Annotated in this window: 17 protein-coding genes; all 17 read right to left on the reverse strand. The window is 61.7% G+C overall.

Annotated elements, in window-relative coordinates; translation table 11 throughout:
• Positions 1-10: 10 nt before the first annotated feature.
• The gene (ahrC, locus tag G485_RS0118595) at positions 11-460 is read right to left on the reverse strand and encodes a transcriptional regulator AhrC/ArgR (protein ID WP_027093755.1); all 450 of its coding nucleotides are present in this window, start codon (positions 458-460) and stop codon (positions 11-13) included.
• Positions 457-924: a hypothetical protein gene (locus G485_RS0118600; protein ID WP_027093756.1), complete on the reverse strand. Its 468-nt coding sequence runs from the start codon at positions 922-924 to the stop codon at positions 457-459. The genes ahrC and G485_RS0118600 overlap by 4 nt, the downstream gene beginning before the upstream one ends.
• Positions 925-1,113: 189 nt before the next feature.
• Entirely contained in the window at positions 1,114-1,962 is an 849-nt protein-coding gene (locus G485_RS0118605; RefSeq protein ID WP_027093757.1) for a TlyA family RNA methyltransferase, read from the reverse strand.
• Positions 1,963-1,972: 10 nt separating this feature from the next.
• The gene (gene dxs / locus G485_RS0118610; protein ID WP_027093758.1) at positions 1,973-3,862 is read right to left on the reverse strand and encodes a 1-deoxy-D-xylulose-5-phosphate synthase; all 1,890 of its coding nucleotides are present in this window, start codon (positions 3,860-3,862) and stop codon (positions 1,973-1,975) included.
• A gap of 374 nt (positions 3,863-4,236) precedes the next feature.
• Positions 4,237-5,151, reverse strand: a complete 915-nt coding sequence (locus G485_RS0118620) for a polyprenyl synthetase family protein (RefSeq protein WP_027093760.1) — start codon at positions 5,149-5,151, stop codon at positions 4,237-4,239.
• A gap of 9 nt (positions 5,152-5,160) precedes the next feature.
• Positions 5,161-5,469, reverse strand: a complete 309-nt coding sequence (xseB, locus tag G485_RS27290; protein ID WP_027093761.1) for an exodeoxyribonuclease VII small subunit — start codon at positions 5,467-5,469, stop codon at positions 5,161-5,163.
• Complete coding sequence (gene xseA / locus G485_RS0118630) at positions 5,459-6,823, reverse strand: exodeoxyribonuclease VII large subunit (RefSeq protein ID WP_027093762.1); 1,365 nt, start codon at positions 6,821-6,823, stop codon at positions 5,459-5,461. Before xseA ends, xseB begins: the two co-directional genes overlap by 11 nt.
• Before the next feature lie 50 nt (positions 6,824-6,873).
• Entirely contained in the window at positions 6,874-7,731 is an 858-nt protein-coding gene (folD, locus tag G485_RS0118635; RefSeq protein ID WP_027093763.1) for a bifunctional methylenetetrahydrofolate dehydrogenase/methenyltetrahydrofolate cyclohydrolase FolD, read from the reverse strand.
• Positions 7,728-8,225, reverse strand: a complete 498-nt coding sequence (gene nusB, locus G485_RS27295; protein WP_051318399.1) for a transcription antitermination factor NusB — start codon at positions 8,223-8,225, stop codon at positions 7,728-7,730. Before nusB ends, folD begins: the two co-directional genes overlap by 4 nt.
• 48 nt (positions 8,226-8,273) lie before the next feature.
• The gene (locus G485_RS0118645) at positions 8,274-8,504 is read right to left on the reverse strand and encodes a DUF2273 domain-containing protein (RefSeq protein WP_027093764.1); all 231 of its coding nucleotides are present in this window, start codon (positions 8,502-8,504) and stop codon (positions 8,274-8,276) included.
• Positions 8,505-8,519: 15 nt separating this feature from the next.
• The gene (gene amaP / locus G485_RS0118650) at positions 8,520-9,086 is read right to left on the reverse strand and encodes an alkaline shock response membrane anchor protein AmaP (protein ID WP_027093765.1); all 567 of its coding nucleotides are present in this window, start codon (positions 9,084-9,086) and stop codon (positions 8,520-8,522) included.
• Between the two features lie 154 nt (positions 9,087-9,240).
• Positions 9,241-9,648 carry an Asp23/Gls24 family envelope stress response protein gene (locus tag G485_RS0118655; RefSeq protein WP_027093766.1) on the reverse strand — a complete coding sequence of 136 codons (408 nt, stop codon included), beginning with the start codon at positions 9,646-9,648 and terminating at the stop codon, positions 9,241-9,243.
• A gap of 117 nt (positions 9,649-9,765) precedes the next feature.
• Positions 9,766-11,133, reverse strand: a complete 1,368-nt coding sequence (accC, locus tag G485_RS0118660; protein ID WP_027093767.1) for an acetyl-CoA carboxylase biotin carboxylase subunit — start codon at positions 11,131-11,133, stop codon at positions 9,766-9,768.
• A gap of 62 nt (positions 11,134-11,195) precedes the next feature.
• Complete coding sequence (gene accB, locus G485_RS0118665) at positions 11,196-11,687, reverse strand: acetyl-CoA carboxylase biotin carboxyl carrier protein (protein ID WP_027093768.1); 492 nt, start codon at positions 11,685-11,687, stop codon at positions 11,196-11,198.
• 583 nt (positions 11,688-12,270) lie between these two features.
• Positions 12,271-13,092 carry a SpoIIIAH-like family protein gene (locus G485_RS0118670; protein WP_027093769.1) on the reverse strand — a complete coding sequence of 274 codons (822 nt, stop codon included), beginning with the start codon at positions 13,090-13,092 and terminating at the stop codon, positions 12,271-12,273.
• Positions 13,093-13,128: 36 nt separating this feature from the next.
• Complete coding sequence (gene spoIIIAG / locus G485_RS0118675) at positions 13,129-13,785, reverse strand: stage III sporulation protein AG (protein WP_027093770.1); 657 nt, start codon at positions 13,783-13,785, stop codon at positions 13,129-13,131.
• 16 nt (positions 13,786-13,801) lie between these two features.
• Positions 13,802-14,512 carry a stage III sporulation protein AF gene (locus G485_RS28585; RefSeq protein ID WP_027093771.1) on the reverse strand — a complete coding sequence of 237 codons (711 nt, stop codon included), beginning with the start codon at positions 14,510-14,512 and terminating at the stop codon, positions 13,802-13,804.
• Positions 14,513-14,518: the final 6 nt, after the last annotated feature.

Below are 14,518 nucleotides of genomic sequence, written 5' to 3' on the forward strand. Positions count from 1 at the left end.
ACAACGGCAATCAGCGAATCATTTCGTGGATTTTCTCGACCAATTGGGCCCCTTGTTCCTTCGAACGGCAAATCAGCAAGGTGGTATCGTCCCCGCTGATCGACCCCATAATTTCGGGCCAATCCATTCCGTCGATCAGAGAGGCGATTGTGTTCGCCGTTCCCGGCAAGCATTTGACCACCACGAGGTTGTCCGCCGCCTCGGCGTTGACGAAATGGTCCACGAGCGCGCGTCTGAGCTTCATCGCCGGATTGTACCGCTGGTCCTGCGGCATGGAATATTTGTACCGGCCGTCCTCCAGCGGCACTTTGATCAACTGCATCTCTTTGATATCCCGCGAGACGGTCGCCTGGGTTACGTTCACGCCCTCGCTGCGCAATGCTTCGACCAAATCCTCCTGCGTCTCGATCTCCCTGGAACCGATCAATTCGCGGATTTTCCTCTGCCTTTGCCCTTTCATCCGTTCTCATCCTCCACTTGGAACCGCACCGTTCGGAGCCATTGATCTTTCAGGTTTGCAATAATAATGCCTTCGCATTCCGGGAACAGCAGCGCGTAGACGAGCAGCCGTTCCCTCAGTCCGCTGGCCGTCCATTCGATCGGCCGGCGCGATTTATCCAGTTTAACCAGGTAATACTTGTCTTCTTTGGCCGCAAGGTAATCGAAGTAAAGGCGGGTCGGCTGGAGCGGCCCGTCGTCGACCGCTACGCCGAGCGGAATCCGGTGCTTGCCGGAGAGCACTTCGTAGCCCTGCTGCTCCAGCAGCGCCACCGCCTCGTCCGGTTCGACTTCTCCCGATTTGGCCAGCTTGCGAAGCCGGTATCCGGGCGGCTCGTGCAGCCAGTGATTGAAGCGGCGCCAGATCCACCAGAGGAGCAAAAACACCGCCACCAAAAAGACGAACCAATCGCCGAATTTTGCCATCTCCGCCCACCTCTTCGCGAGAACGTCGCCTGAACGGCCGTTCTAACTACTTCGAGGCAAGGCCATTCTTTTCCTCCATCCCGGTAAAACCGAAAAAAACCGGAGCTGATCGGCTAGAGCGAACCGTTATCAAATCCGGCCGTTCTTCGGCAGCTCCGGGCATGAAATCCCGAGGGATGATGTGCGAATTTAATCGCGGATTCCGCGAAACGCGGCAGCCGCTTCCTGTACCGTGCGGTCGGCAAGCTGCGCCAGCTTGCCGGCGGCGACTTGCTCCTCAGACGGAGCCGCGTCGCCCAACTTCCAGTACGCCAAAAATTCGATGTTGCCCTCGCCTCCCGTAATCGGGGAATACGTCAGGCCTTGCAGCTCGAATCCGAGCTCATTCGCGAACAAGAGCACGTCCTTCACGACGGCGGCGTGCACGGAAGAATCCCGCACGACGCCCGATTTGCCGACTTGCTCGCGTCCCGCTTCGAATTGGGGCTTGATCAACGCGACGGTTCCGCCGCCCGGCGCCAGCAGAGGCTTGAGGGCGGGCAGAATCAGCTTCAGCGAAATAAAGCTGACGTCGATTGTCGCGAAGCCCGGACGCGGTCCTTGCAAGTGCTCCGCCGTCACGTGGCGGAAGTTCGTCCGCTCCATCACGCAAACCCGCTTGTCTTGGCGCAGGGACCAATCCAATTGATTATAACCGACGTCCAGCGCGTAAACAAACGAAGCCCCGTGCTGCAATGCGCAATCGGTAAAGCCGCCGGTCGAGGCGCCGATGTCGAGCATAACCGCCCCTTCCAGGTCGATGCCGAAATGCCGGATGGCTTTCTCCAGCTTGAGCCCGCCGCGGCTTACATAGGGATGGGGCGCGCCTTTGACGGTAATCGCCGCATCCCGCGGCACCTTCGTGCCCGCTTTATCGATTCTCTCCGAGCCGACCAGAACGAGTCCCGCCATGATGGCGGCTTTCGCCTTCTCCCGGCTTTCGAAGTACCCTTGCTCCACCAAAAGCACGTCCAAACGTTCCTTCCCGATCGCTGTCATGCCTTCTCGGTCACGTCGCCTTCTGGCGCACCCGCGCCACCTTGGCGCGCAGCTCTTGCGCCACATGTTCGGCCGTAAGCCCCGCTTCGATTCGCTGTTCTTTAATGGAAGCATGCTCGATGAAGCGGTCGGGAATGCCCGCCAAGCTGACGGACATCGATTGGATCTGGTGCAGCGCGTAAAATTCCAGCACCGCGCTTCCCAAGCCGCCGGCCACCGCCGTCTCCTCGAGAACGAGCAGAGGCAGCCTCTCCTGCGCCAGCGACAGCAGCATCTCTTCGTCAAGCGGCTTGATGAACCGGGCGTTCACGACGCGGATGCCGATCCCTTCGCGCTTGAGCAGTTCGGCCGCTTCTTCGGCCACTTGCACCATCGGCCCGATCGCGAGCACGGCCGCGTAGTCGCCCTCGCGGACGACTTCCCACTTGCCGATCGGAATCGGCTGAGGATCTTCATCCATGGGAACACCTAGACCGTTCACGCGCGGATACCGCACGGCGATCGGACCGTCGTCGTAATCGACCGCCGTCTTCAGCATGCGGCGCAGCTCGTTCTCATCCTTCGGCATCATCAGCACCAGATTCGGGATGTGCCGCAGAAAGGCGATATCGTAGACGCCCTGATGCGTCTCCCCGTCCGGACCGACAAAGCCGGCGCGGTCGATCGCGAAAATGACGTTGGCGTTGTGGCGGCAAATATCGTGCACGACCTGATCGTACGCCCGCTGCAGGAACGTGGAATAAACGGCGTACACGGGCTTCAGCCCTTCCAACGCCATCGCCGCGCACATCGTCGCGGCGTGCTGCTCGGCGATGCCGACGTCGAACATGCGGTTCGGGAACCGCTTCTCGAAGCCCAGCAGCCCCGATCCGGCCGGCATCGCCGGCGTGACGGCGACGATGCGCTCGTCCTTCTCCGCCAGTTCGATCAGCGCGTTGCCGAACACTTCCGTATACATCGGCGGTCCGACCGGCTTGACGACCTGTCCGGATTCGATCTTGTAAGGCGTAATGCCGTGCCACTTGAGCGAATCGGCTTCGGCGGGCGAATAGCCTTTGCCTTTGACGGTCAGTACGTGCACGAGCACGGGGCCGTCCACTTTATCGGCCTGGCGGAACGTGTCCAGCAGCTTCTCGACATCGTGTCCGTCCACGGGCCCGAAATACTTCAAACCGAATTCTTCGAACAGCATGCCGGGCACGACCAAATATTTCAGTCCGTCCTTGAAACGTTCCGCGGTCTTGGCCAGCTTGCCGCCGACCGCCGGTATTTTGCGCAGCAGCGCTTCAAATTCTTCCTTGGCTTTGCGGTACGTTTTGTCGGAGCGCACTTTGCCGAGGTAATTGTGCAGGGCGCCGACGTTCGGCGCGATCGACATCTCGTTATCGTTGAGCACGACGGTCAGCTTGCGCTTCTCGTGGCCGATATGGTTGAGCGCTTCCAGCGCCATGCCGCCCGTCAGCGCTCCGTCGCCGATAACGGCGATGACTTTGTTATTCTCGCCCTTCAGGTCACGGGCCAGCGCCATGCCGATGGCCGCCGACAGGGACGTGCTGCTGTGGCCGGCCTCCCAGACGTCGTGCTCGCTCTCCGCCCGCTTGACGAAGCCGCACAAGCCGTTCTTCTGGCGAAGCGTATGGAAGCGATCCATCCGTCCGGTCAGCATCTTGTGGACGTACGCCTGATGGCCGACGTCGAAAATCAATTTGTCCTTGGGACTGTCGTACAAATAATGCAGCGCCAGAGTCAGCTCCACCACGCCCAAATTGGGCGCCAGATGGCCTCCGGTCGCGGACAGCTTCTCGATGAGAAATTGTCGGATTTCCTGTGCCAGTTGCGGAAGCTCGGACAAAGCGAGCTTTTTCAAGTCCGCTGGACTGTCTATGTGATCGAGCAGCACGTAGTTCACCGCTTTCCCCGAATTTGACGTGCTTCGCTTCATTGGGCCGAAGCGAACGGTTCCGTCTCCTTGATGTTGGATATTACGCCTATTATAGCATACTCGGAATTCAAAGCCCAAGGCCAAGACTTCCATTTTCGGGAAAGTTCGACGCGGACGGCGATTCGCATGCTGCGGACGCGGCTTCGGGGCGACAAAAACGACGGCAACTCTTTGCACGAGCGTCTTCATCCTGTGAACCGCGGCGCGGAAAAGCCGGGTTCCAGCGTTAACCGCTCTGCTGTCGCAAAAAAACGTTCCTTCTCCCGCGGCTCGCGGGAGAAGGAACGCTTCAGGCCGATCCGATCGGCGTCTCGGGGCTGCTTAAGAGGCGATCAATGATCCCGCCGCATCATGGAACGGGCGATGCCGACGAGCAAATCCGGGCGCGCCAGACCCGCTGCCGACAGCACCTCGATCCCCTCCTCGGTGAGCGAAGATACGCGCTTGCGGCTCTCTTCCAGGCCGATCAGGTAAGGATAGGTGACTTTGCCTTGGCGCTCGTCGCTTTTGAGCGGCTTGCCGAGCTTGGCTTCGTCCCCCGTCACGTCCAGGATGTCGTCTTGAATTTGAAAAGCGAGGCCGACGTTGCGCCCGAACAACCCGAGCGCGTCCAGCTGCCGGCCGCCAGCCTCCGCCGCATGCCCTCCGGCACGCAGCGAGAAAGCGATCAGGTCGGCCGTCTTGTGCAGGTGAATGTTCTCCAGCTGCTCGAGCGAGGTGATGCCCTGCTCGCCCTGCATGTCGTCCGCCTGGCCGCCTACCATGCCGGGCAGCCCCCCGAACCGGGCGAGCTCGGCGACGACCGCAAGCGTGCGGTCCGCCGGAACGCCCAGGGCGACCGCCTGCGAGGCTACGTAGAAAGCGTGCGTCAGCAAGCCGTCTCCCGCCAGTATCGCCATCGCTTCCCCGAACACCTTGTGGTTCGTCGGGCGGCCGCGGCGATAGTCGTCGTTGTCCATAGCCGGCAAATCGTCATGGATAAGCGAATACGTATGCACCATTTCCACGGCCGTCGCGAACGGCATCGCCCGTTCGCAGTCCTTCTCGTCGCCGGATACGCTTTCGGCCGCTGCGAGCGCAAGAATCGGCCGAAGACGCTTCCCTCCCGCTTCCAGGGAATAAAGAGCCGCTTCCCGCAAGCGGGCGGGAATGCGCCAATCGGCGGGAATGGCGTTCTTCAGCGCCTCTTCGACCCTCTCCCGCCGCTTCTGCATATAGAGGCCGATCGCCATCGATTCCTGTTGCATCACTTCCGGCTACTCTCCTTTGTCGGCACTGAACTCCTCGCGCACGGGAGCGAACGGCTTGCGCTGCAGGCCGTTCTCGTCTTCCACCAGCATCTCGATGCGCCGTTCGACCTGCTCGAGCTTCTGCCCGCAAATGCGAGACAGCGCCATCCCTTCCTGGTAAAGCTCGATCGCCGTCTCGAGCGGAACGTCCGAGTTCTCCAGCCGGGCGACGATCCGCTCCAGCCGCTCCATCGCTTCCTCAAACGAGATCGCGCTTTCCGCGCCTCCCGGCGTCTGCTTGTCCCCCGCCGCGTTCGTCTCCGCATTAGTTCCCATCCGCGATCTCCTCCCCGTGCAATCCCCATACTTGACAATCCAGCTTGCCGTCCGCCAGCCGCACTTTGATCAAATCGCCGGGCTGGACGTCGGCGATGCTGCGAATGAGCGTCTTCTCGTTCTCGTCGTAGGCGAGGCTGTAGCCCCTGGCCATCACCTTGAGCGGGCTTAGCGCGTCCAGCTGGCGCACGAGCGCGCCGAAGCCCTTCTGCCGCTCGCGCAGCAAGCCGCGCATCGCGAGCTCGAGCCCGCGCGCGGCCCGCTCGGCCCGCTTGCGCGCGTAGGCCGCCTGCTCCGCGGGACTGGCCGCGGACAGACGGCCCGCCAGCCGCGCGTGCCGTTCGCGGGCCCGCGCGATATGCCCTTCCGCGCGATACCGCAGGCGGTCGCGCAACCGGTCGAGCTGCTCGGCCCTCGCGAGCAGCGCCCGGCGAGGCTGCGTGAAGAAGGGCGAGCGCGCCGCCCGCTGCCAGCGCTCGCGCTTGCTCGCGAGCAGCAGCCGGAGCGACTTCGCCATGCGCAGCTCCAGCGATCGAATCCCTTGCCGCAGCTCGGCGGCATGAGGAACGGCCAGTTCCGCCGCCGCGGTCGGCGTGGCGGCTCTAAGATCCGCCGCGAAATCGGCGATCGTGAAGTCCGTCTCGTGGCCGACCGCCGAGATGATCGGGATGGCCGAAGCCCGGATCGCGCGGGCGACCGATTCTTCGTTGAACGCCCACAGCTCCTCGAGCGAGCCGCCTCCCCGGCCGACGATGAGCACGTCGACTTCGGCAAGCCGGTTCATCGCGGCGATCGCCCGGACGATCGAAGGCGCCGCCGCCTTCCCCTGAACCGATGCCGGATACAGGTAAACCGGCACCGATGGATGACGCCGCTGCAGCGTAATGAGAATATCGCGCACGGCGGCTCCCGTCGGCGACGTTATGACGCCGATCGCCTTCGGATAGCGCGGAATCGGGCGTTTGGCCGCTTCCGCGAACAGCCCTTCCGCTTCGAGCTTGCGCTTGAGCTGCTCGAACGCGAGATACAAGCTGCCGATGCCGTCCGGCTGCATCGCCGTCACGTAAAACTGGTACTGCCCGTCCCTCTCGTAGACGGACACGCCTCCCCTGGCCAGCACCTTCATGCCGTCCTTCGGCATGAACGGCAGGCGCTGGTTGTGGGAGGCGAACATGACGCTTTTCAAGCGTCCGCTCTCATCCTTGAGCGTAAAATACATATGACCGCTGGAATGGCGCGTGAAATTCGAAATCTCCGCCCGCAACCACACGTCCTGAAGCTGCGAGTCCCCTTCCAGCTTCATCTTGATATATCGATTGACGTCGCGAATGCTCAGCACGCGTGCCGGTTCCATCTCTCCCCGCCTCGCTTCCTCGCCGGAACGCCAGCAATAGAATAGTTTCGTTACCCGATGCCGTGCGCCCGCTTCGCCGCCTTCAGCGTGTTGGACATCAGCATCGTAATGGTCATCGGGCCGACCCCTCCCGGAACCGGCGTAATCCAGCCGGCCGCCTGTGCCACGTCGTCGAAGTCAACGTCGCCGCACAGCTTCCCGGTCTCCAGCCGGTTGATGCCGACGTCGATCACGACAGCGCCGGGCTTCACCCAATCCTTCTTGACGAGCTTCGGCACGCCGACCGCGGCGACGAGAATGTCGGCCTGCCGCGCGAGCGCAGGCAGATCCGGCGTGCGGGAATGGGCGATCGTAACCGTCGCGTTCTCCCGCAGCAGCAGAAGGGAGACCGGCTTGCCGACGATGTTGCTTCGGCCGATGACGACCGCGTGCTTGCCTGCGGGCGAGTTGCCCGTCCGCTTCAGCAGCTCGATGACGCCGGCCGGGGTGCAAGGGAGCAGCGAATCGTCGCCGATCGTCAGGTTGCCGACGCTGACCGGATGGAAGCCGTCGACGTCCTTGTCCACCGAGATGGCGTCGATGACCGCCTTCTCGTCGATATGCTTCGGAAGCGGCAGCTGCACGAGAATGCCGTTAATGCCGGTTTGCTCGTTCAACCGGCCGATCAGGGCGAGCAGGTTCTCCTGCGACGTATCGGCCGGAAGCCGGTGAACCTCCGAATAGAAGCCGAGATCCTCGCATGCCTTCGCCTTATTCCTCACGTACACCTGGGATGCGGGATCTTCCCCGACGAGCACGACCGCCAGCCCGGGCCGAATGCCGCGGGCCGCAAGCTCGGCCGTCTCCCGCTTGATCTCCTCGCGAATCGTATCCGATATGCGTTTGCCGTCGATGATTTGCCCGCTCACTCCGCATTTCCCTCCTGGTTCGTCTTCGTCCCCGTCTGCCCGCGCTCCTCCGCCGCCGTTTGGCCCTGGCGCTCGCGGATCATTCGGCCGAGAACGCCGTTGACGAATTTGCCCGACTCCTCCGTGCCGAAATGCTTCGCCAGCTCGATCGCTTCGTTCACGACGACTTTCGGCGGCACGTCCGGCCGGAACTGCAGCTCGAATGCGGCCAACCTTAAAATTTGCAGGTCGACGCGCGACAGGCGGTCCACTTGCCAGCCGGTCAAAGCGCGCTCCAGCGCGCGGTCGATCTCCGCCCGCTTGTCCTGCACGCCGGCCACCAATTCGCGCGTGAACGCGTCGATGCCGCTTAAGCCGCTGACGTCCGCCTCGATCTCGTTGTCGTGACGCGCTTCCTCCATCACGATATCGACGGCCGTCTGTCCGTCGACGCCGTTCATCTCTATTTGGTACAAGCTTTGTACCGCGATTTCTCTAGCCAATCTGCGTCTCATGAATCCTCCGGTCCAATGTTCGTGTAATCAAAAAAATGCGATCCGCAGTCAGCGGGGCCACGGCCAACGGTCCGTCAACCAGTCGGTCAGACGCCCCCAAGGCACGATCGGTCCGCGTTTGTCGTCTCGATTCTTGCCGATCCAATAGCCGATGCCGGCAAGCAACGCGCAGAACAGCATATCCCAAAACCCGCAAAGCGAATAGATAAGAAAGAAAAAAAGTCCCGCGGCTACGCCGGTCGTGCGCCCGCCGTAGGTCTCCCACCAGTTTTTCCACATTGGCGGCGATCCTCCCTATTCCACGCGGCTTTTGAACGTGGCTGGCGCATGTGTCACGTTGGCGATGAAGATCGAGACGTCCGCTACCGGAATGCCCGTCGTCGCCTCGATTTGTTCGGAGACGGTCTTCTGCATCTCTTCGGACAAGGTCGGAATCGGCGTTTCGCCGTCCACGAAGGCGCGGATCGTCACTTGCAAGCCGGATTCGGCGGCGCGTATGCGGGCTCGCAAATCCTTCACGCCGCGGGTGCGGGAAGCCGCCTTGAGCGCGATGTTCTCGACCGTCTCGACGGAGATTCGGATGTCGCCATGCTCCGTGCGCTGATTGATGGAAGGCGAATGGTTGCCGCCCCGTCTGACGGAGACGACGAAAAACCGCAGGCTGATGAGCAGAAGCACGGCGGCGGCGGCGATGACCGTCGTCTGCACGACGGCGTCTCCCCCGGCGGCTTCCTCGACGACCGTGTCCTTCAGAAAGTTTATGTCGAAGCCTCCGCACGCGGCGACGATCGCCACGACGGCCGCCGCTCCGACCGCCAAGCTGTAAACGAACAATAGCAGCCTGTCCAACACTTTGATCAACGGACGTCTCCTCCAGTCATGACAAACAAATGGCCCCCGACTTGCGGAAAAAGCGCCTGATGACCGTCCCCGCTCAAGGGGACGGCACCACGGCGCCGGCATCCGCTAGCCGAAGGCGTCGCGCCCGCCAAGGGATCAAACCTGAGCGGCCGCGTTATCGGACTCGCGTATGCGATTCTTCTTCCTCCGGCTTCTCAGCCTGCTTGAAATGCACATCGTGAATATGTACGTTCACTTCGACGACGTTAAGGCCCGTCATCGTCTCGATGGAACGCTTGACGTTGCGCTGGATCTCCGCGGCAATCTCAGGAATCTTCCTGCCGAATTCCACGATAATGTTGACGTCGACGGCGGCTTCGCGCTGTCCGACTTCAACCTTGACGCCTTTGGACAAATTTTTGCGGCCGAGCAGCTCGGCGATGCCGGAAGATATGCCTCCGCTCATTCCCGCTACGCCTTCCACCTCGACCGTCGCCAGCCCGGCGATCACTTCGATGACTTCTGGAGCGATTTGAATGGTTCCCATCTCGGTCCGTTCGTAATCAGGCACCAATGTTTCCATCTCTCAAATCCACCTCCTCCATGCGATGAATGCCGCGGTCAAGCGGCATCCATTTCACTATTCATACTATAGCATTGCCGAAGATTTATGACAAACCTCGTATCCGTCGAACCGATTTTAACTTTCGAATTCGGCCGGATCGTTGATATCGTGCTCCTCCAGAAACTTGATATCGAAGGTGCCCTTGTTGAAAATCGGGTGCTCGAGCAGCTTCAGATGGAACGGAATCGTCGTTTTGACGCCTTCCACCATAAATTCGCCGAGCGCACGCCGGCCGCGGGCGATCGCTTCGGCGCGGGTCGGCGCCCACACGATCAGCTTGGCGACCATCGAATCGTAGTGCGGCGAAATCATATATTGCGGATAAGCGCCGCTGTCCACGCGCACGCCGGGGCCTCCCGGCGGCAAATAGAAGCCGATTCGGCCGGGAGACGGCATAAAGTTGCGGTCCGGGTCCTCCGCGTTGATGCGGAATTCGATCGCGCAGCCGTCGAAACGGACTTGGTCCTGGGTGAAGGAGAGCGGATTGCCTTCCGCGATCGAGATCATTTCCTTGATCAGATCGATGCCCGTCACCATCTCGGTGACCGGATGCTCGACCTGGATGCGCGTATTCATTTCCATGAAGTAGAACTGGCCGTCCGGCCCGAGCAAAAATTCGATCGTCCCCGCTCCGGAGTAATCGACGGCTTTGGCCGCCCGAACGGCGGCTTGCCCCATTCGTTCGCGCAGCGCGGGCGTCATGACCGGGCAGGGCGCTTCCTCGACCAGCTTCTGCCGGCGGCGCTGCACCGAGCAGTCGCGCTCGCCAAGGTGGCAAACGTTTCCATGCTTGTCGGCGATAATTTGAATTTCGACGTGCTTCATGCCCGTCAAATACTTCTCGAGATAGACGCCGGAATTGCCGAACGCCTTCTGCGCTTCCTGCTGGGCGGTCGTAATCTCGCGGACGAGCGCTTCTTCATCTTCCGCGAGCCGAATGCCGCGCCCGCCTCCGCCGGCCGTCGCTTTGATAATGACCGGATAGCCGATCGAACGGGCGACGGCGACCGCCTCCTCGACGCTCTCCACCAGGCCGTCCGAGCCGGGAATGACCGGAACGTCCGCTTCCTTCATCGTCTGCTTGGCGACGGACTTGTCGCCCATCCGGCTGATCGCGTCCGCGGACGGTCCGATGAAGACAATGTTGCAAGATTCGCAAATGTCGGCGAAATCCGCGTTCTCGGACAGAAACCCGTATCCGGGATGGATGGCGTCGCATTCCGTCAGCGTCGCGACGCTCATAATGTTCGTGAGGTTCAAATAGCTGTCTTTGGAGGCGGTAGGCCCGATGCAGTACGCTTCGTCGGCCAGGCGGACGTGAAGCGATTCGCGGTCCGCTTCGGAATAAACCGCCACGGTCGCGATGCCGAGCTCCCGGCACGCGCGAATGATGCGGACGGCGATCTCGCCGCGGTTCGCCACCAATATCTTCTGAATTTTCAAGGCAAGAAATCCCCCTTTGATGTCACCGGCGTCTCTTTAAAAAGCTTAAGCACAATCGACGATTATTCCGGCTTGACGAGGAACAGCGGCTGGCCGAATTCGACAAGCTGGCCGTTCTCGACCAGAATCTCGACGATTTCGCCTCTCACTTCCGCTTCCAGAGGGTTCATCAGCTTCATCGCTTCCAGAATGCAGACGACCGTTTTCTCCGTCACTTTGTCGCCCGTATGGACGAAAGGCGGCGCGTCCGGAGACGGCGCGCGGTAGAACGTTCCGACCATCGGGGAGACGATCGTATGAAGTCCGGCCCGGCTTGCCGCCGCTCCGTCGGATTCAGGCGCCGCAGTTGCGGGCTCCGGAGACGCGGCGGGAGCGGGAGCGGCCGGTGCGGGAACGTATGCCGGCGCGATCGGCGCGGCCTGCACGTTGACGACTTCCGTCTTGCCCGGCTTGCGGATCGCCAGCTTGGCTCCTTCGTTCTCGATCTCCAATTCATGAATGGACGTTTGATCCACCAATTTGATCAGTTCTTTGATTTCACTCAGCTTGAACATGTTTTTCGGACACTCCTTGGCTTGGGGGTTCCCGTTAAGGCATTTTCCATCGTTCGTATAACAGAGTTATTATAACACAAGAGAGAGTCACGTCCACCCTCGCGCGCCCAAGTTTTGCCGGGGGACGTTCCGGGCTGGAGGCGCCTCGGTCCATGTCCGCTGCTCCGCCGGGAAATTTTTCGCGTCCCGGGCCTTTTTTCGCGGCTCCTCCCACTATCCCATCCCCTAAGGATAAGACCGGACAAACGGGATGGCGAAGGGGGATTGCAAAGGCCCGATGGGAGACCAGTGGAGGCGCCGAAGATGATTGCGGATGACGAAGGGAGACAAACGAATATACCGGAGGCAACAGGTAAGCCGCAGCCCGCCGTTCCTCCCGTTTCGCCTTTCGCAACCTATCCTCACCTGCTCCCTGCGCCCGGCAGTCCTTTGCCTGACCGACAGGGATAATGGGATGGGGTCCTGCAACGGACACAACGAAGCGTAGAAGCCCCTGCCCGGCGAAGCCGACCGTGCGCCGAACCGGCCGACGTCCGGCGGAACAAAAGCCGAAGAGCCCGGTTGCCCGGGCTCATTCGGCGAATTACGGATTGGCGATGTATTGGACGGTGACGCGATCCGGCGCGACGCCCAGCTCCTTGGTGGCCGTCTCCACGATGCTGACCGCCTGGGTTTTATCGAGCTTGTCGGCCTGCACGACAACTTTGAAGTTGCTGTTGTCTTCTTGTTCGACGACGGCGTTCTCGTATTCGCTCAGCAGCTTCTCTTCCAGGCTGGAAATGCGCTCTTCGGTCGCTTCCAGCCGGCTCAGATCCGCCGAAGCGGCTTCGGTCTCGTCCCGGGTATGCTTGCTTGTGTCGGCGACGATGGCGTTCAGCCTTTCTTCCTCCCGGTCGAATTGCTCCTGTCTTTTCAACTGAATATCGTCGAAATAAGCTCGGCCCGTCAGGTTGTTCATTTGCTCGAGCACCGCTTGGTCGTCCTGTCCGCCGGAAGTGGCCTGGCCGTCCGAAGGCTGAGCGTTCTTGTCGGTATTGCCGCCCGTGGCTTCCGCCGACGTTTTGTCCGTCGCTTCGCCGGCCGCTTTACCGTCGTCCGTTTGCGCGCCTTGGTCCGCCGTCGCCGCGTTGTCGGAAGTAGCCGACGCGTCCTTGTCCGTTCCCGCCTGCGAGGAATTCGCGTCCGTGCCGACATCCGCTCCGGAGGCGCCGTCGACTTCGGTAACCTGCACGCCTTCCGCGTTCGTCTTGGACGTGCCGGCCGAACCGGTCGCCTGATATCCGCCGGCTTTGTCGGCGGTTTGCGTGGCGGGCGTCACGTCTTCCGTGAACAAGTAGTACGCCGATAAAATGACCATCAAGCTCAGCATCGAAACCAGCCAAATGGTTTGCCTTCTGTTGTTCATAAACGCATAACCTCCCGAATCGAGTTGATAAAACGTTTATTGCTTGCGCGGCACGACGGAGATCCGATGGGTCGGAACGTCGAGTCCCCGGGCGACGGCTTCGGCGATGAGCCGGTGAACGGTCGCGTTCTCCGCCCCTTTGGCGACGATCAAGACGCCGCGGACTTTCGGCTTTACCTTCTTGACGACGATCGGAGACTGTCCTCCCGACACTTCGTACAGCACGACTTGGCCTTCCTTGTTAATGTCGGTTATATGGCGGGTGGCGCCGTTGCGGTCCGTCTCGTTCGTAATTTGCTGGGTCTCCTTCTCGTTCAACTGCACGACGGTCTCTTCGGTCGAATCCACGCTTACCATCACATCCACCGTGCCGACGCCGACGATATTTTCCAGCATCTGCTTCAGCCGGCTCTCCAGCGAGGATTCGATGTCGAGGAATGGATCTTTGCTGTCGTCTCCGCCCCCCGTCAGGAACGTCTCTTGCTGCTGCCCCGGCGCGTCGCCGTCCCCGGGCGGGGAGATGTCGGGGGAGCGGGACGGATCCACCGCCTTGACGTTGAGGAGAGAAGCGACCAGCAACAAGGCAGCGCCGATGAGCCCGATCAGGACCAGCCACCGGAACGCCTTGACGCGGCGGGGTCCTCCCGGACCTCCTCCGATGAACGATTCCAGCTGCTGCAGCCATTTGGCCATGCGGCTTCCCCTCCCTTCAATAAGACGCGCCGGATGCATCCAGCCATACCCTTACCTGATCCTGCCCGATGCCGAACCGATTGGACAGAAGCTCCGCGACGCGGCGGAACAGCTCGCCGTCGGCCGGCTGCGCGGCATCCGCCTCGTCGGCCCCGGCCGGGACATCCCGGCCGTCCGCGCCGATGTCGATATCCACCGGAGCGACCGGCTCGACGGGCTCGACGTCGGCGATTGCGCCGGTCGCCTTCCCCTTGCCGGACGTCCCGGGCTGCCCGTCCTCCGCCGCCAGCACGAGCTCGACTTCAGCCACCTTGCTGCCGCCCGCCCCGTTCGGCTCCGTCTTGACGTCCACCGTCTTAACGGAGCCGATTCCGGAGCTTTCCACCGCCTGCCGGATATCGGCGGCCAGCTGCGCCGTCGCGAGCCGTACCGCTTGTTCGTTTCGGGCCTCGCCCAGCCGGCGGCCTTCCGCCTCGATGAATTCAAGCTCGGCGGAGCTTGCGCCGGACGGCCATTGCACCTTCTCGAGGCCCGACGCCAGCTTCGTTCCGAAGTCGTTTCGGAACCATTGCAGGACGGGCGTCGCCACCGTCAGGAGCACGAACAGTCCCGCCACCAGCCTCACGTAGCGCTGCATCGTCCGGTTCGGAAGCAGCAGGTCGACCAGCGACGCGAGCAGAACGACGGCGACGACCTGCGTCAGCCAACCCGACAAGGCCGCGATCATCGCTAC

The organism is Cohnella thermotolerans DSM 17683 (genome assembly GCF_000429825.1).
GTDB lineage: Bacteria > Bacillota > Bacilli > Paenibacillales > Paenibacillaceae > Cohnella > Cohnella thermotolerans.